At 68.5% G+C, this 16,364-nt stretch carries 17 protein-coding genes and 1 pseudogene; 9 read left to right on the top strand and 9 right to left on the bottom strand.

What is annotated here, in order from left to right; genetic code table 11:
• Positions 1–20: 20 nt before the first annotated feature.
• The 3 genes from MYA_RS21735 to MYA_RS30170 form a co-directional block, all read right to left on the bottom strand.
• A complete protein-coding gene (locus MYA_RS21735; RefSeq protein ID WP_014725070.1) occupies positions 21–1,043 on the bottom strand; it encodes an Ldh family oxidoreductase in 1,023 nt (340 codons plus the stop codon).
• Entirely contained in the window at positions 1,036–2,628 is a 1,593-nt protein-coding gene (locus MYA_RS21730) for an aldehyde dehydrogenase (NADP(+)) (RefSeq protein ID WP_011881988.1), read from the bottom strand. Before MYA_RS21730 ends, MYA_RS21735 begins: the two co-directional genes overlap by 8 nt.
• 82 nt (positions 2,629–2,710) lie before the next feature.
• Positions 2,711–2,989, bottom strand: a complete 279-nt coding sequence (locus MYA_RS30170) for a hypothetical protein (RefSeq protein ID WP_014725069.1) — start codon at positions 2,987–2,989, stop codon at positions 2,711–2,713.
• A gap of 512 nt (positions 2,990–3,501) precedes the next feature.
• Here MYA_RS30170 and MYA_RS21720 point away from each other — a divergent pair.
• The 7 genes from MYA_RS21720 to MYA_RS21690 all read left to right on the top strand — a co-directional run bounded on the left by MYA_RS21720 (position 3,502) and on the right by MYA_RS21690 (position 8,427).
• Positions 3,502–4,434 (top strand): 4-hydroxyproline epimerase, encoded by a 933-nt coding sequence (locus tag MYA_RS21720; RefSeq protein ID WP_034193876.1) that lies wholly within the window; start codon positions 3,502–3,504, stop codon positions 4,432–4,434.
• The gene (locus tag MYA_RS21715; RefSeq protein ID WP_014725067.1) at positions 4,431–5,561 is read left to right on the top strand and encodes an NAD(P)/FAD-dependent oxidoreductase; all 1,131 of its coding nucleotides are present in this window, start codon (positions 4,431–4,433) and stop codon (positions 5,559–5,561) included. Before MYA_RS21720 ends, MYA_RS21715 begins: the two co-directional genes overlap by 4 nt.
• Entirely contained in the window at positions 5,558–5,791 is a 234-nt protein-coding gene (locus MYA_RS21710) for a 2Fe-2S iron-sulfur cluster-binding protein (RefSeq protein ID WP_011658575.1), read from the top strand. Before MYA_RS21715 ends, MYA_RS21710 begins: the two co-directional genes overlap by 4 nt.
• Complete coding sequence (locus MYA_RS21705; RefSeq protein WP_014725066.1) at positions 5,788–7,062, top strand: NAD(P)/FAD-dependent oxidoreductase; 1,275 nt, start codon at positions 5,788–5,790, stop codon at positions 7,060–7,062. Before MYA_RS21710 ends, MYA_RS21705 begins: the two co-directional genes overlap by 4 nt.
• A 169-nt stretch (positions 7,063–7,231) precedes the next feature.
• Positions 7,232–7,582 (top strand): ArsR/SmtB family transcription factor, encoded by a 351-nt coding sequence (locus MYA_RS21700; RefSeq protein ID WP_011881992.1) that lies wholly within the window; start codon positions 7,232–7,234, stop codon positions 7,580–7,582.
• Positions 7,572–8,006 carry a YeeE/YedE family protein gene (locus tag MYA_RS21695; RefSeq protein WP_014725065.1) on the top strand — a complete coding sequence of 145 codons (435 nt, stop codon included), beginning with the start codon at positions 7,572–7,574 and terminating at the stop codon, positions 8,004–8,006. The genes MYA_RS21700 and MYA_RS21695 overlap by 11 nt, the downstream gene beginning before the upstream one ends.
• 1 nt (position 8,007) lies before the next feature.
• Complete coding sequence (locus MYA_RS21690) at positions 8,008–8,427, top strand: DUF6691 family protein (protein ID WP_014725064.1); 420 nt, start codon at positions 8,008–8,010, stop codon at positions 8,425–8,427.
• Between the two features lie 189 nt (positions 8,428–8,616).
• Here the strand turns inward: MYA_RS21690 and MYA_RS21685 are convergent, their stop codons facing one another.
• Complete coding sequence (locus MYA_RS21685) at positions 8,617–8,967, bottom strand: hypothetical protein (protein WP_011881995.1); 351 nt, start codon at positions 8,965–8,967, stop codon at positions 8,617–8,619.
• Positions 8,968–9,170: 203 nt separating this feature from the next.
• Here MYA_RS21685 and MYA_RS21680 point away from each other — a divergent pair, with 203 nt between their 5' ends.
• The gene (locus MYA_RS21680; protein ID WP_085954507.1) at positions 9,171–10,655 is read left to right on the top strand and encodes an aminotransferase-like domain-containing protein; all 1,485 of its coding nucleotides are present in this window, start codon (positions 9,171–9,173) and stop codon (positions 10,653–10,655) included.
• A gap of 141 nt (positions 10,656–10,796) precedes the next feature.
• Here MYA_RS21680 and MYA_RS21675 read toward each other — a convergent pair whose 3' ends face one another.
• From MYA_RS21675 to MYA_RS21665, 4 genes and pseudogenes are all read right to left on the bottom strand, one after another.
• Positions 10,797–11,096, bottom strand: a complete 300-nt coding sequence (locus MYA_RS21675) for a hypothetical protein (protein WP_011881997.1) — start codon at positions 11,094–11,096, stop codon at positions 10,797–10,799.
• A 514-nt stretch (positions 11,097–11,610) separates the two neighbouring features.
• Positions 11,611–11,946, bottom strand: a complete 336-nt coding sequence (locus MYA_RS30165; protein ID WP_083854911.1) for a hypothetical protein — start codon at positions 11,944–11,946, stop codon at positions 11,611–11,613.
• Positions 11,943–12,578, bottom strand: a pseudogene (locus MYA_RS21670) (type VI secretion system amidase effector protein Tae4). The gene MYA_RS30165 and the pseudogene MYA_RS21670 overlap by 4 nt, the downstream one beginning before the upstream one ends.
• Before the next feature lie 2 nt (positions 12,579–12,580).
• On the bottom strand, positions 12,581–13,153 hold the full coding sequence (locus MYA_RS21665) for a PAAR domain-containing protein (RefSeq protein ID WP_041494163.1): 573 nt from the start codon (positions 13,151–13,153) through the stop codon (positions 12,581–12,583).
• 193 nt (positions 13,154–13,346) lie between these two features.
• On the opposite strand from MYA_RS21665, the gene MYA_RS21660 reads away from it, so the two are divergent.
• Entirely contained in the window at positions 13,347–14,621 is a 1,275-nt protein-coding gene (locus MYA_RS21660) for an IS256 family transposase (protein WP_443101904.1), read from the top strand.
• A 313-nt stretch (positions 14,622–14,934) separates the two neighbouring features.
• On the opposite strand, the gene MYA_RS21655 is transcribed toward MYA_RS21660, so the two are convergent.
• On the bottom strand, positions 14,935–16,272 hold the full coding sequence (locus MYA_RS21655; protein WP_014725061.1) for a cytochrome-c peroxidase: 1,338 nt from the start codon (positions 16,270–16,272) through the stop codon (positions 14,935–14,937).
• Between the last annotated feature and the right edge of the window lie 92 nt (positions 16,273–16,364).

Below are 16,364 nucleotides of genomic sequence, written 5' to 3'. Positions count from 1 at the left end.
CCGGCCCGCACCGCCACGCCTCACTCGACCAGCGCGAGAATCTCGTCGTACAGCGCCCGCGGAATCCGCACGCCGTGCGCGATGCTGCGCGCACGGGCGTCGAAGCGCCGCTGCGACGGCAGTCGCGCCCCTTGCGCGGTGATCGCGTCGAACAGCCGTTCGCCGCGCGAGAGACCCGCGTCGAGGTCGTCGCCGAGGAACACCTTCGGGTCGAACGCGACCACGAGCTCGCCGTGGCACGGCGTGGCGCCGACGCCGCCGTCGAACGCCAGCGACTCCTGACTCGTCAGGTCGCCGATCAGCGCGCCGCCGAGCAGCTCGACCATCGCCGCGAGCGCCGAGCCCTTGTGCCCGCCGAACGTGCGCATCGCGCCCCGCAGGGCGGCGTGCGGATCGGTGGTTGGCTGGCCGTCGGCGTCGATCGCCCAGTGCGGCGGGATCGCGTCGCCCCGTTTCGCGTGCAGCTCGATGTCGCCGCGCGCGATCGCGCTGGTCGCGAAGTCGAACACGAACGGCAGTCCGCCCGGGCGCGGCCAAGCGAACGCGATCGGATTCGTGCCGAACACCGGTTCGCGGCCGCCTTCCGGCGCGACCCAGCTGTGGCTCGGGTTCATCGCGATGCCGGCCAGCCCCTCGGCGGCGATCGCTTCGACCTCGGGCCACAGCGCCGAGAAGTGGTAGCAGTTGTTGATCGCCATCGCCGCGATGCCGTGTTGCTTCGCCATCCCGACGAGCACCGGCAGCCCCGTCTTGAAGCTCAGCAGCGAGAAGCCGCGATGCGCGTCGAGCGCGACGATCGACGACGACGGGCGTCGCAGCGTCGGCACGGCGCGCGGATCGACCTTGCCTTTCTTCAGCGTGCGCACGCATACGAGCAGCCGATACACGCCGTGCGAGTGGCACTCGTCGCGCTGGCCCTGCGTGATGACGTCGGCGATCGCATGCGCGTGCGCAAGCGACATCCCGTGGTGTATCAGCACCCGCAGCGCGAGTGCATGGACGTCGTCGAGCGCCAGCACGACGTCGGCGCGCGGCTCAGACATCGCGCGCTGCCCGCGGCACCGGCACGCCGTCGATGCGTTGCGGCACGTTCAGCGGGTTGCGGTCGCGGAGCGCGTCGGGCAGCAGTGCGTCGGGCACGTCCTGATACGACACCGGCCGCAGGAACCGCTCGATCGCGCGCGCGCCGACCGACGTGGTGCGCGTGTCGGACGTCGCCGGGAACGGGCCGCCGTGCACCATCGCGTGGCCGACCTCGACGCCCGTGCCGAAGCCGTTGACCAGAATGCGGCCGGCCTTGCGCTCGAGCGTCGGGCGCAGCGCGGCGAACAGTGGCGCGTCGTCATCGGCGATGTGCGCGGCGATCGTCAACTGGCCTTCGAGCGACTTCAGCACGCGATGCAGCGTATCGGCGTCCGGGCAGCGCACGATCAGCGACGCGGGGCCGAACACTTCGTTGCGCAATTCGGGGTGCGCGACGAACGCGTCGGCCGACGTCGCGAACAGCGCGGCGCGCGCCTGATAGCGGCCGCCCTCGGCGCCTTCCGCAAGCAGCTCGACCGCGCCGTGCGCGCGCTGCGCGATCACGCCGCGCGTGTAGCTCGCATGCATGTGCGGCGTCAGCATCGTCTGCGCGGCGCTCGCCTGGATGGCGGTGACCGCCGCGCCCTCGAACGCACGCAGGGCCGGGCCGTCGATCGCGAGCACCAGGCCGGGGTTCGTGCAGAACTGGCCGGCGCCGAGCGTGAGCGACGCGACGAACTGCGTCGCGATCGCATCGTGGCGCGTGGCGAGCGCGGCCGGGCACAGCAGCACCGGGTTGATCGAGCTCATTTCCGCATAGACGGGAATCGGCTCGTGGCGCACGGCCGCGATGTGCATCAGCGCGACGCCGCCGCCGCGCGAGCCGGTAAAGCCGACCGCCTTGATGCGCGCGTCGGCGACGAGCGCCTGACCGATCTCGCGCGACGCGTCGAACAGCAGCGAGAACACGCCGGCCGGCAGCGTGCAGTCGCGCACGGCCTGCTGGATCGCGCGGCCGACGAGCTCGGACGTGCCCGGATGCGCCGAGTGCGCCTTGACGATCACCGGGCAGCCGGCGGCCAGCGCCGACGCGGTGTCGCCGCCCGCCACCGAGAACGCGAGCGGGAAGTTCGACGCGCCGAACACGGCCACCGGGCCGATCGCGACGTTGCGCAGCCGTAGGTCCACGCGCGGCAGCGGCTTGCGCTCGGGGCGCGCGGGGTCGATGCGCGCATCGATGTAAGCGCCGTCACGCAGCAGCGCCGCGAACAGCGCGAGCTGGCCGACCGTGCGGCCGCGCTCGCCTTCGATGCGCGCGCGCGGCAGCCCGGTTTCGACGACGCAGCGTTCGATCAGCTCGTCGCCGAGCGCGACGATGTTGCGGCCGATCGCCTCGAGAAACGCGGCGCGTTGCTCGGGATGCGTGTCGCGATAGGTGTCGAAGGCGGCGTCGGCGAGCGCACAGGCCGTGTCGAGGTCGTGCGGGCTCGCGCCGCCGAATGCGGGCGCGAGCGGCTCGCCGGTCGCGGCGGCGATCGCGTGAAAGGTGCCGTTCCGTCCGGCGACGGCCGTCTGGCCGATCAGGAGCTGGCCTGTGAGTTGCATGGGGTTCCTTGGAAAATGCGGCGCCGCGCGCACTGCGTGCGGCCGGAGTGGGAAGGGGCGGATAGAAGCGGAAAGCGGGGCGTCAGCCTTCGTCGTCGTCGAGCTGCAGCTCGTCGGCACGGATGCCGGTGCGGGCGCCCCAGTAATGGAGGACGAGCGCGACGGCCGCGACGACCGCCGTGTCGTACGGATGCGCGAGCCGGCCGATGCCGCCGAAGCCGCCGCGGATCGGGACAACGGGACGGGCGGATGGGCGTTGCGTTGCGCTGGCATGGGTGCGTCTCCTGGGATGTATCGGGGCCGGGGCCGGGGCCGGTGCGGGTGGCGGCCGGTCCGGACGAGCGGCGGGGGCGCCGGCCATTCATGCGCCGCGCGCGGCGCGCTGCGGCGAACGGGCTCGGCGCCGGCGATGCCGGGCACGCAAATGGCGAAGCGGCGGTGTGCCGCCGCCGCGCTGCCGGCACGCACCTGCCCCGCACATTCGGCGGTTCGCCCGATGACCGCTGACCAATGACGCACGGCCGGCGCGCTGCGCCGTGACGAAAGCGGCGTAGCGCCGCCCGCGCACCGGCCGGCTGCCGGGCGCGGCGCGAAGTCCGTCGCTTGTGGCCGACGTCCCGGCGCACTGCGCACGCCTGCGGCATCTCGATCGACGACCGGCGCGGCGACCTGCAACCAGTATCGCCGTGCCGACGCCCATCACGCTTGAGCCGTATCGCGGAGCGGAATGACGAAATCGGCACAATGCGCGGCGCGCGTCCGGGCGGCGCCCGACGCTGTGCCGATTTCGTCGTCGGCCTCATCGAAAACCCACAAGCGGGCCGACGCGCGACGGAGGAAGCTATGCTCCTTTCCCATCTCGGACGGCTCATGATGAAGCGCATTCAGATCATCGATTCGCACACGGGCGGCGAACCCACGCGGCTCGTCGTGTCCGGCTTTCCTTCGCTCGGCAACGGCACGATGGCCGAGCGTCGCGACGTGCTCGCGCGCGAGCACGATCGCTACCGCACCGCCTGCATCCTCGAGCCGCGCGGCAGCGACGTGCTGGTCGGCGCGCTGCTGTGCGAGCCCGTGTCGCCCGACGCGGCGGCCGGCGTGATCTTCTTCAACAACAGCGGCTACCTCGGGATGTGCGGGCACGGCACGATCGGCGTCGTGCGCACGCTGCATCACATGGGCCGCATCGGGCCGGGCGTGCATCTGATCGAGACGCCGGTGGGCACCGTCGAGGCGACGCTGCACGACGACCTGTCGGTCAGCGTGCGCAACGTGCTCGCGTATCGCCATGCGAAGGCGGTCGAGGTCGACGTGCCGGGTTACGGCCCGGTGAAGGGCGACATCGCCTGGGGCGGCAACTGGTTCTTCCTGATCAGCGAGCACGGCCAGCGCGTCGCCGGCGACAACGTCGCGGCGCTGACCGCGTATTCGTCGGCGGTGCGCGCGGGGCTCGAGCGCGCCGGCATCACCGGCGCGAACGGCGGCGAGATCGACCATATCGAACTGTTCGCCGACGACCCCGAGCACGACAGCCGCAGCTTCGTGCTGTGTCCCGGCCATGCGTACGATCGCTCGCCGTGCGGCACCGGCACGAGCGCGAAGCTCGCGTGCCTCGCGGCCGACGGCAAGCTCGAACCGGGCGTCGTGTGGCGGCAGGCGAGCGTGATCGGCAGCGTGTTCCATGCGAGCTATGCGCTCGCCGACGGCGGCATCGTGCCGACGATTCGCGGCAGCGCTCACCTGAGCGCGGAAGCGACGCTGTTGATCGACGAAGACGATCCGTTCGGCTGGGGCATCGTGTCGTGAGCGGGACGACGACCGACGTCGTGGTGATCGGCGCCGGCATCGTCGGCGCGGCATGTGCGCACGAGCTGGCGCAGCGCGGGCTGCGTGTGCTGGTGGTCGACGACGCCAGCGGCGGCGCGACCGGCGCCGGCATGGGCCATCTCGTCGCGATGGACGACAACGCGGCCGAGCTCGCGCTGAGCCATTATTCGATCGGGCTGTGGCGCGCGCTCGCCGACCAGATGCCGCAGGGCTGCGCGTACCGCAACTGCGGCACGCTGTGGCTCGCGGCCGACGCGAACGAGATGGATCTCGCGCGCGCGAAGCAGGCGACGCTCGCCGCGCACGGCGTGGCCGGCGAGCTGATCGACGCGGCGACGCTCGCGCGGCTCGAGCCGATGCTGCGCGCGGGCCTCGGCGGCGCGCTGAAGATCCCCGGCGATGCGATTCTCTATGCGCCCGTCGCAGCCAGCTGGCTGCTGCAGCGCGCGCCGGGCGTCGCGTTGCGCCGCGATCGCGCGGTGGCGGTCGACGGCGCGAGCGTGACGCTCGCGAGCGGCGACACGCTGCGCGCGCAGCGCGTGGTGGTCGCCAACGGCGTCGCTGCACGCGCGCTGTTGCCCGAACTGCCGTTGCGCCCGAAGAAGGGCCACCTGTTGATCACCGACCGCTATCCCGGCCGCGTGTCGCACCAGCTCGTCGAGCTCGGCTATGCGGCGAGCGCGCACGCGAGCGACGGCACGTCGGTCGCGTTCAACGTGCAGCCTCGGCCGACCGGCCAGTTGCTGATCGGCTCGTCGCGCCAGTTCGACACCGACGACGCGCGCGTCGAGCCGCCGGTGCTCGCGCGGATGCTGCGCCGCGCGGCCGGCTATCTGCCGGAGCTGGCCGACTTGAACGGCATTCGCGCATGGACGGGCTTCCGTTCGGCGAGCCCCGATGGCCTGCCGCTGCTCGGCGAGCATCCGGCGCGGCCGGGCGTGTGGCTCGCGGTCGGGCACGAAGGGCTCGGCGTGACGACCGCGCCGGGCAGCGCCCGGCTCGTCGCCGCGGCGATGACCGGCGAGCGGCCGCCCATCGACATCGAACCGTATTTGCCGGGACGTTTTCTCGCGACGTCCCCCGTAGCCGGAGCGCATTCTTCATGATCATTCATCTGGACGGCCGCGCGCTGACCGTGGCCGACGGCGCGACCGTCGCGGCCGCCGTCGCGGCGAGCGGCGACGATACGACGCGCGTGTCGTGCACGGGCGCCGCGCGTGCGCCGTTTTGCGGCATGGGAATCTGCCAGGAGTGCAGGATGACGATCGACGGCCGGCGCCGGCTGGCTTGCCAGACGCTGTGCCGCGACGGGATGCGGGTGGAGCGCACGCGATGAAACAGGAACGACTGAGCGTCGACGTCGCGATCGTCGGCGCGGGGCCGGCCGGGTTGTCGGCCGCGGGCGCCGCCGCGCGCAGCGGCGCGACGGTCGCGATCGTCGACGACAACCCGCGCGCCGGCGGGCAGATCTGGCGCCAGGCAGTCGACGCGACGCCGGCGCCGGCCGCCGCCGAACGTCTCGCGGTGCTGCGCCGGCCGAACGTCACGCATCTCGCAGCTACGCGGATCGTCGCCGAAACGCAGCCGGGCACGCTGCTGCTCGAGGACGACGAGCGCGGCTTGCTGCTGGAATTCCGCACGCTGATCGTCTGTAGCGGCGCGCGCGAGCTGCTGCTGCCGTTCCCCGGCTGGACGCTGCCCGGCGTAACCGGCGCGGGCGGCCTGCAGGCGCTGATCAAATACGGCCTCGACGTGCGCGGACAGCGCATCGTGATCGCCGGCAGTGGCCCGCTGCTGCTCGCGAGCGCGGCGACGGCCCGGCACGCCGGCGCGCGGGTGTCGCACGTGCTCGAACAGGCCGCGTGGCGCGATGTCGCCGGCTTCGGCGCAGGGCTGTGGCGCTGGCCGTCGAAGCTCGCGCAGGCCGCGAAGCTCGCCACGGCCGTCTATCGGCCGGATGCGTACGTCGTCGAAGCGTTCGGCGACCAACGGCTCGAGCGCGTGCGGATCCGGCAGGGCGAGCGCGAGTACGAGGTCGACTGCGATCGGCTCGCGTGCGGCTTCGGGCTCGTGCCGAACACCGTGTTGCCGAGCCATCTCGGCTGCCGGATCGAGCACGGCGCGGTCGTGGTGGACGCGCACCAGCGCACGAGCCGCGACGGCTGTTTCGCGGCGGGCGAATGTACGGGCGTCGGCGGCAGCGAGCTGGCGATGGTCGAAGGCGAAATCGCCGGTCATGCGGCGATCGGGCAGACGGCGCCGCTCGCCGCGCTGGTCGAACAGCGCGCGCGCTGGCAGGCATTCGCGGATGCGGTGCGCGAGCGCTTTGCGATCCGCGAGCCGATTCGCCGGCTCGCACGGCCCGATACGTTGCTGTGCCGTTGCGAGGACGTGCGCTACGACGCTGTCGCGCCGGCCCACGGCTGGACGGCCGCGAAGCTGCAGACGCGCTGCGGGATGGGCGCGTGCCAGGGCCGCGTGTGCGGCGCGGCCGCGCACGCGCTGTTCGGCTGGACGCCGCCCGCGCCGCGCACGCCGCTCGTGCCCGCGCGGGTCGGCACGCTGATGCTCGACGATACCGATACGGCGTCCTGCGACGGCGTCTGAGCCGTCGCAGCGAAGCAGCACGCGGCGCGGCGCAGCGCAGTTGTCGCGCCGCACATCCCTCCGTTTGCCTTTTCCGTCTCGCTGCGGCCGAGTGCCGCGCGAGCGCACTGCCGACAAACAATATATAAAACGATATAATATTCGAACTGAAATCGTAGTGAGGGTACCGATGAACGACGATTCCGCCGCAGGCCTGCCCGAGCCCGACGAAATGCGCGCCGCCGCCGAGTCGGCGTGCGCGTTGCTCAGGGTGCTGTCCAATCCCGACCGGCTGCTGCTGCTGTGCGAACTGTCGCAGGGCGAGCGCTGTGTGAGCGATCTCGAAGCGCGGCTCGACATTCGGCAGCCGACGCTGTCGCAGCAACTCGGCGTGTTGCGCGACAACGCGCTCGTCCAAACGCGTCGCGAAGGCAAGAACATTCACTACTCACTCGACAGCCCGGCCGCGATCGCGGTGATGGGTGTGCTCTATGAACAATTCTGCGGCCCGGCCGCGACGAGGAGGCGTCATGCAGATTGATACGTTTCATTTCACGCCGGCGCTATCGCTTGCCGGTGGTGTGCTGATCGGACTTGCCGCCGCGTGGCTCGTCGCGTTCAACGGGCGTATCGCGGGGATCAGCGGCATCGTCGGGGGGCTGCTCACGGCCCGCGGCGGCGAGCGCGCGTGGCGCGCCGCATTCGTCGCCGGGTTGATCGCCGCGCCGCTGATGATGCGCGTCGCCGGCAGCGGCGCGATGCCGCAGGTCAATGCCGGCTGGGGCGAACTGCTGGCGGCCGGGTTGCTGGTCGGCATCGGCACGCGCTATGCGGGTGGATGTACGAGCGGTCACGGGGTGTGCGGGTTGTCGCGCGGCGCGGTCAGATCGATCGTCGCGACGGCGGTGTTCATGGTGGCGGGTTTCGCGACCGTATTCGTGCGCAGGCACGTGCTCGGAGGCTGACATGCAGGCAGGATTTGCGTTTCTGGCGGGACTGCTGTTCGGCGCGGGGCTCATCGTGTCCGGGATGGCGAATCCGGAAAAAGTGCTCGGTTTTCTCGATTTGGCCGGTCGCTGGGATCCGTCGCTCGCGTTCGTGATGGCCGGCGCGATCGGCGTTGCCGTGTTCGCGTTCGCATGGGCGAAGCGCCGCACGCTATCGCTGCTCGGCTTGCCGATCCAGTTGCCGGCTGCGCGGGCGATTACGGTGCGGCTCGTCGCGGGCAGCGCCGTGTTCGGCATCGGCTGGGGGCTGGCCGGATTCTGCCCGGGGCCGGCGATCGTATCGGTCGGGTTCGGCTCGCTCAAGGGCAGCGCGTTCGTTGCCGCGATGCTGGTCGGGATTGTGTTGTTCGAATGGATCGAGCGGCGGCGGAACGCTTAGTGGCAGGGAGGCGGGGAGCGGGCGGGGTCGGGCGGTGTTCATCGCTGGGCGGTGACAGCGGTGGGGTCGCTCGTTTGAATTGCTTCTGCAGGTGCACGGACGCACGGTGACACGGCAGACGGCAGACGGCGCGAAACGCCGAGGGCACGCGGCAACAGGGCGTACGGGGTCGTGACGAGGCGGCCGCCTTTAAGGCCGTTCCCGCGCATGACGCGCGCCGAGCGCCTGCGCCACGCACCGCCGCAGCCATGCTTGCAACATCGCGAACACACCGGGCCGCGGCGCAGGTGGCGCGATGCTCGCGCCGCTCGGCCGCGAGCCGTCAGCGGACAACATCAGGTGGCCGGCCGTGTCGATCGCCATGCATTCGCCTTCGTCGAGCACGCGGCGCATGTACGGCGGCGTCTCGGGCAGCCAGTCGAGACCGCCGTGGCGCCAAGTGACCGCGAGCGCGCCGTCGAGCACGACGATCCGGCTGCCTTTGTCGAACCACGCAAAGTGGCTTTGCCCGGCGTCGAGCCGGATATGTTCCGTGCGCATGGCGAGTCGTTTTCCAGGTTCCGCGGCCCCGCGACGGCGGGACGATAGCGTGAGACAAGATTAAGAAAACGCGTGCGAGCGGGACAGATTCAGCGAGCCGCGATCTGTTGCGGTGCAGACGGCGATTTGGTCGCGCTGTATCGGTGGGTTTTCCTGACATCTGTATCTGGCGCCCGGGAAGGCGCGCGGGCACGATCGCTCGCATGACGCCCATCGACGCCCCGTCCCGCACGCCCTTGCCGATGACCGGCGCACCGCTCTATGAGCGGCTCGCCGAGCATTACCGCCGCATCATTGCGGCCGGCACACTGTCGCCCGGCGACCGGATGCCGTCGGTCCGCGCGTTCATGGCGCAACATGCGGTGAGTTTGTCGACCGCGATCCAGACGTTCCGGCGGCTCGAGGATACGGGCTGGTGCGAGGCGAAGCCGCGCTCGGGCTATTTCGTGCGACGCCGCGCCGCGGCGGCGCTCGGCACGTTGCCGGAAACCGAAGCGCCGCCGCTGAGTGTCGCGCCGCCGTTCGCGGGGCTGCACGAGCGCGTGTCGCGCGTAATCGATCGCGGCAATGCGGCGTCCGATGCGCTGAACCTCGGTGGTGCCTCCGCGTCGGCGACGCTCTATCCGGCCGAGCCGCTGCAGGCGCTCGCGATCCGGCTGCTGCGGCGCAAGCCGACGCTGCTGACCGATGCGGGGCCGGTGGGCGGGTCGCCCGAATTCCGGCAGACGATGGCCCGACGCGCGCTGTCTTACGGCGTGACCGTCGCGCCGGACGACGTGATGTCGACGAGCGGCGGTGTCGACGCGGTGAATCTCGCGCTGCGTGCGGTCGCGCAGCCCGGCGACACGATCGCGATCGAATCGCCGGCCTTCTTCGGCCTGATCCAGATGCTCGAGAGCCTCGGGCTGCGCGCGCTCGAGATTCCGGCGAGCCCGACGACCGGGCTGTCGATCGAAGCGCTCGACGTGGCGCTGACCGCGTATCCGGACATCCGCGCCGTGGTGGTCGTGCCGAATCTGCAGAACCCGCTCGGCAGCGTGATGCCGGACGAGCGCAAGGCCGCGCTGGTCGCGCTGTGCTCGCGACACGGCGTTGCCGTGATCGAAGACGAACCGTACCGCGAACTCGTCGAGGCGCCGCACGCGGTGAAGCCCGTCAAGGCCTGGGATCGCGACGGCACGGTGATCTACTGTCCGTCGTTCAACAAGGTGCTTGCGCCCGGCATGCGGCTCGGCTGGATCAGTGCGGGCCGCTGGCACGCGCGCGTGAAGATGCTCAAGTTCGCGCACAGCCGGCACAACGCGGCGTTGCTGCAGGCCGTCGCGGCCGAGTTCGTCGGCTCCGGCGCGTTCGATCGCCATCTGCACCGGTTCCGCGAACAGCTTCGCGTGCAGCGCGACGTGACGATCGATGCGATCGCGCGGCATTTTCCTTCAGGCACGAGAATGAACCGCCCGCCGGGCGGCATGCTTCTGTGGATCGCGCTGCCGGACGGCGTGCATTCCGAAGCCTTGTTCGACGTGGCGCTGGCCCAAGGGATACGGATTGCGCCGGGTTCGATCTTCTCGAATTCCGACCGCTTCGACGCGTACATTCGGCTTGCCTGCACGCGGGTATTCGATGCGGCGCACGAAGAGGCGATCCAAACGCTTGGCCGATTGATACGCGATGCGGCGGCCGCTGCGTAAGCGCGGGCGCCGGCTCGGCACGGGCGTAGCCTTCCGCGCCCGTTTGCCGCGACGGCGGGACGGGGCGGCCGATATGGCGGGTCGTGCTTGCGCCGGTCGCGCGCCGTGCGACGCTGCGCCACCGGTATGACTTCGGCGCGTTCATCGACCGACCGTATGCGTGGCGAGGTGCTGACGGATCAGCGACAGATAGCGATCGCCGACGGAGAAGTCGCGCGCGACACGCGACCGCTCGGGCTGGCGCAGCGTTGCCGGCGCGCTCACGCCCAGATAGCGGCAAAGCGCGGACGGAAACGGCTTGCGCGTATGGCCGAGCTGGCGCGCCGCGCGCTCGACGCGGGCGTCGCCGACCTGTGCACGCAGCCAGGCGAGCACTTGCCGATCGGTGTCGTTGACGATACGGACCAGATGTTCCGCTTTAAACAGGGACCCTTGTTGCATAAGGCTCTCCGGGTGTTCTCGTCGATCGACCGGGCCGGCCGCGATGCAACGCTACGCCGGACCCGGAGCCGACAACCAGTCCTGCCGACGGTGGCGCGTGCTTCGTGCCGGTGCCGCCAATACTGGTTGGTTATACAGCTGGTTATCCATACAGTATTTGGGGCGAAGCGGGTTGTCAAGTGCAATGACGAGCTATGTGGGGCTTAGGAGGTGCGGGAGGTGGCAGGAAGGGCCGCGCTGTAGGAGCGCGAAAGGGGCAGTTGAGCGGCGTCCGTTGCAGGCCATCATCACCTCGACGCTTTCGACGCTGATGCCGCTAGCGCTCTCGCAGCGTGACAAGTTTCAGCGTTCCCTGGTCGACGCGGCGATAGACCGATGGTTAGGGAACTGCTGAGCAAATGACCGCCTTGACGCGGTATGGCTTCTTCAAGGTGGTAGTGGTCAGAGCGCGTCTGGCATGGGCGCTCTGGCACGTCGCAACCCGACCCAGGTGACTTTCGGATAGTCCTCGCCCTCAGCCGAAGAGGCCCAACGAAGGTACGGCGTAAGTGCCGAGATAGAACAACACGGCGAAGAGCGTCACGACGGCAAATACAACGCCCCATTTCCGACTCGACCATCGCTTATAGGCGACTGCATTCAACGCGCAGAACAAGAGCGCCGGCCAAAGCAGCAGTCCTAGCGTCGTCAGAAAAAAGGCGGCATGAGAGCCACAATGCTCGAGATCGTTACAGCCCGTGAAATGTGACGGAGGCGCGGGCCAGTGCATATGGCTGAATGTATAGCCGGACGTCCATGTGACCAGCAAACCCCACACGAACCCCGACAACGCGAGCCCTGTACGTTTCATTTCACTTCCCAAAAAAGGATTTCTTTCGAGTTGGCCAGATCGGAGAACGCGTTGTCTCTTCGACCTCGCAACCACGACAACGGGTTCGGCATGGAGGACATACCCACGCGGAACCGAAGAAACGACGCCCAGTTGGGGGTCAACGTGTCCTTGTTCCACAAGTCGATGTGTCCGCCCGTCAGGGTGCTGTCGGAGGAATCGCCTTCTTGTCGCCAGTAACCGAAAAAGTAGATGATGCCCGTTCGACCTTTTACCGTGCTCTGTCAATCCGTGCCAGTGATGTTCTCCGGTTTGCCCAGTCCCAAGAACGGTTGCAATTTCAACCACTCGGCCAGCTCATAGGCGGGGGTCGCCGTAGCCTTGCCGTTGAGTATGAGACGGCCCAACTCTTTCTTCCCTGGCATGGGCTTCACGACCTTCTGCGAAAACGACTTCATATCGCTTCCGATATTGTGAAAGGTGACGCTCATGCGGATGGCACATTGATTCTCGTATTGACCCGTCGGGTCGTCGTATGGATCTTTGCCTGGATAGGCGTTCCAAAGCGCCTGAAACGTGATCGATTTCAACTGGACCGGCTTGACTGAATCAGGCGTATTGTTCGAGCGAATCTTCAGCGGTTTGTTCGGCATTGTTAAGCCTCGTTTTGCTTGGCGATAGCATCGTCTCCCCAGTAGACCGTGTAGTCATTTGGGTTATGGCCGGTATGGATGCGCGGTAGCATGCCGCTTGCGTCGAGTTGCCCTTGAAACATACGACCTTCCGTTGTTTCAACGTAGTAAGGGTAGCCTTCCGGAGCATCAGCAGTCACCTTCACTTGCTCGTCGTAGGCATCGGCCAAAGGGGGCGCTACGGTCCCGGCTGCGGCAACATCACCAGCAGCGAAACGGGAGTAGCTGTGCTGCCCGCTACCGCCCGGGTCGTCATCGCACCATGACTCACCGCTGAGCGCCGCAATAATACGCGGCGGCCGCGGGCATCTGCACAGTACGATGTCGCCGTCCAGCGCGACCTCCGCTATGAACCGTATGCGGTAGTGTCCCCCGGACTTGGCAATGACGCCGTTGCTTTCACACGCTGTGCAAAATGCTTGACCGCCAATCAGGGCGACTTGGTGGCCCATGAAGATCATTGGCGGCCCGTCTGCCGGTAGGACAGTGCCGCCACTGGATAGCGTGTCGCCCACAGACGCGATTCTTCTTTTCATTATTTGGCCCTCGCGGAAAAAGCGAATCGTAGTCGCGTGGCTCCGCAATTCGTCTCAATATTGCCGAGGGCCGCTATATCGTTCTTTTGAAGAATCAGTTGATCTTCTCGCGGGGCATTGGGCCCGTCAGGAATCTGGGACCTATCCGTGATTTCGTGGGCGGGGCATATCATGAGGTGTAAAAGTCATGGATATGCCAATGAAGAAGAAAAGGCAAACTGTAGCGCGTCAGGCAGCGGCCCGCGGGCCGCTGCCTGAACTGCCCAAGGAACTGCTGGACCAGTTGGTCAAGGGGCCGATGACGCCGGCCGAGGTTCAGGACCTGATGCTGGCGTTCAACAAGGCAGTCATCGAGCGCGCGATGGGCGCCGAGATGAATCTGCATTTGGGCTACCGACCAGGCCAGTCCAAGCCGCCCGGTCAGGCCAACGAGCGCAATGGCGCCAGCGGCAAGACGGTCATCACCGATCGTGGCCCGGTTCGGGTCGAAGTCCCCCGCGATCGCGACGGCAGCTTCGAGCCGATCCTGATTCCCAAGCACGAGCGCCGCTTCACCGGCTTCGACGAACGCATCATCGCGATGTACGCTCGCGGCATGAGTGTGCGCGAGATTCAGGCCTTTCTGGCCGAGAGTTACGGCACCGAGGTATCTCCCGATTTCATCAGCTCGGTCACCGACGAGGTGATGGCCGAAGCGCTGACTTGGCAGAGCCGCCCGCTCGAAACGATGTATCCGGTGGTGTTCTTCGATGCCCTGCGGGTCAAGATCCGTGACGATGGTGTGGTCAGCAACAAAGCCGTCTATCTGGCCCTGGGCATCCAGGCCGACGGCCAGCGCGACGTGCTGGGCCTCTGGATCGAGCAGACCGAGGGCGCCAAGTTCTGGCTCAAGGTGTTCAACGAACTCAAGACGCGTGGCTGTCAGGACATCCTGATCGCCGTCGTCGATGGCCTGAAGGGGCTGGCCGAGGCCATCAGCGCAGCCTATCCCCGCACGACCGTTCAGACCTGCATCGTGCATCTGATCCGCAACAATCTCGAATACGCCAGCTACAAGGACCGTAAGGCGCTCGCCGCAGCGCTGCGCCCGGTCTACGCGGCCGCCAGCGAGGAGGCGGCAAGGCAGGCACTGCAAGACTTCGCTGACGGCCCTTGGGGCGCGAAGTACCCGACCATCGTGCAGTCGTGGCAGCGTGCATGGGAGCACGTCATACCGTTCTTCGTGTTTCCGCCGGAGATTCGACGAGTTGTCTACACAACGAACGCCATTGAAAGTCTGAACATGCAGTTGCGCAAGATCATCAAGACTCGTGGTCACTTCCCGAATGACGAGGCCGCGATCAAGCTGCTCTGGCTGGCGCTGCGCAACGTGCTGGCCAAGACCGTGCGGGCCGCCTTCGACTGGAAATCAGCGATGAACCAGTTTGCTATCCTGTTTGGCGAGCGATTCACGCAGGCGCGCGGATAACGCGCTGTTCAACCGCCTCGCCCACAAAAATGCGGACAGGTTCGGAATCTGGTGTGTTGAGGTCGTTTAAAAAGCTCTGCCGATACGCGAGATGAATCACTCGCCGACGACACGGTAGACCGCGTGCGCAGCGACTCTCGCCCCCTTGGCCGTCGCATCCGAGGCACTACAACGCGAAGCAACCGCCCAACGTGCAGACACCCCGTTCGCCCCGCGCCTTCCCGCCAGGTTCGCTTCGACAACCTCGCGCGACAAGGCAACGGTACGCGGGCTCCGGCGAGCCCGCGCGCCCATACGCGCCCATCCCCCCCACTCAGCGCGTCCGCGCCGCGCCCCGGGCCACTCCATCGGAACCGCCCCGCGGCACGAGTTCCGCATAGCGCGCATCGGTGAGCGTGCCGAGGAAGGCGACGATGTCGTCGATCTCGGCGTCGGTCAGCGCCGGCGGCGTGCCCGGCCGACGATTCAGCGGCGTCGAATTGACGTTGATGTTGCCGCGATAGGCCACCGGCACGTCGTCGAACGTCCGTGCGCCGTGATACCAGAACGCAGGGTCGGTCGAGCGCGTGTTGTAGAACGCGACGGCGTCGCGCAGCGTGCGGAACACGCCGTTGTGCATGAACGTCTGCTTGACCGCGACGTTGCGCAGCCCCGGCGTGCGCAGGTAGCCGCACCATTGCGTCGGCTCCGGCCAGCGCAGGCGCGCGGCGGTGTCGCACAGTCCGTTGTCGAAATGCCGCGGATCGCGGTTCGCGGCGAGCGCCCGGTTGCGCGACACCGCAATCGCGTCGTAGCCGAAATCGGTGAACAGCGAGCGCTCCGGCCGGCTGGACGTCTCCGACAGCGTATGGCAACTCATGCAGTTGCCCTTGTCGGGATTGCGAAACAGCGCCAGGCCGCGCATCTCGGCCGGAGCAAGCGGCGCACGCGTGCGCAGAAACGCGTCGAAGCGCGACGTGAACGGCGCCATTTCATCGCTCTGCAGATAAGCCTCCATCGCCGACCCGAGCGCCTGCACCAGCCGTTCGGGATCGCGCCGCACCGACGCGCCGAACCTCGCGGCGAGATCGCCGGCCAGTTCGGTGCCGTCAACCTTGCGCAGCAGCGCGGCCGGCGACCGGTTGTTCATTTCGTTCGGATCGAACAGCGGCCCGCGGATCTGTTCGGCGAGCGTATCCGCGCGGCCGTCGTCGAACAGCCCACCGAACGGCGCCGGCGCCGGCGCGTCGTCGTCCTGGTAGAAGTGGCGGCGCGGCACGTAGCGCACATACAGCAGCGACGGCGCGTTGCGCCGGCTGAAGCGGCCCGGGCGGCTGCCTTCCGGCACGCCGGGCCCCGCGAGTGCGGCGGCCGACAGCGTCGGCGCGAATGCGCGCGCCGGATCGTGGCAGCCCGCGCACGACATGCCGCGCGGCTCGGACAGCCGCGAATCGAAGAAGATCCGACGGCCGAGCGCGACGAGCGTCGGGTCGGGCGCGAAACGGGCGGTAGCCGCATCGATCTTGCCCGCCACCTGCGGTGTGCCGTCGCCGATCGTGCCGACCACGCGCGACGGCGGTGCGCCCGCCAGCAGCGTCGTTTCCGGCGGTGCGGCCCGCGTCGACGGCGCCGCCGATAGGGCGATCCCAACGAGTGCCGCTGCAGCGGCCATGCGTATCGTCCGGCTGCCGACGCTGGAAGTCGAGGCAGTCGCCGGACCGGCGACTGCGCCGTTCGCCCACCCATATGCGCCCGCCGATCCGA

Source organism: Burkholderia sp. KJ006 (assembly GCF_000262695.1).
Taxonomy (GTDB): Bacteria; Pseudomonadota; Gammaproteobacteria; order Burkholderiales; family Burkholderiaceae; genus Burkholderia; species Burkholderia vietnamiensis.
This window is presented reverse-complemented; position numbering and strand designations above follow the sequence as displayed.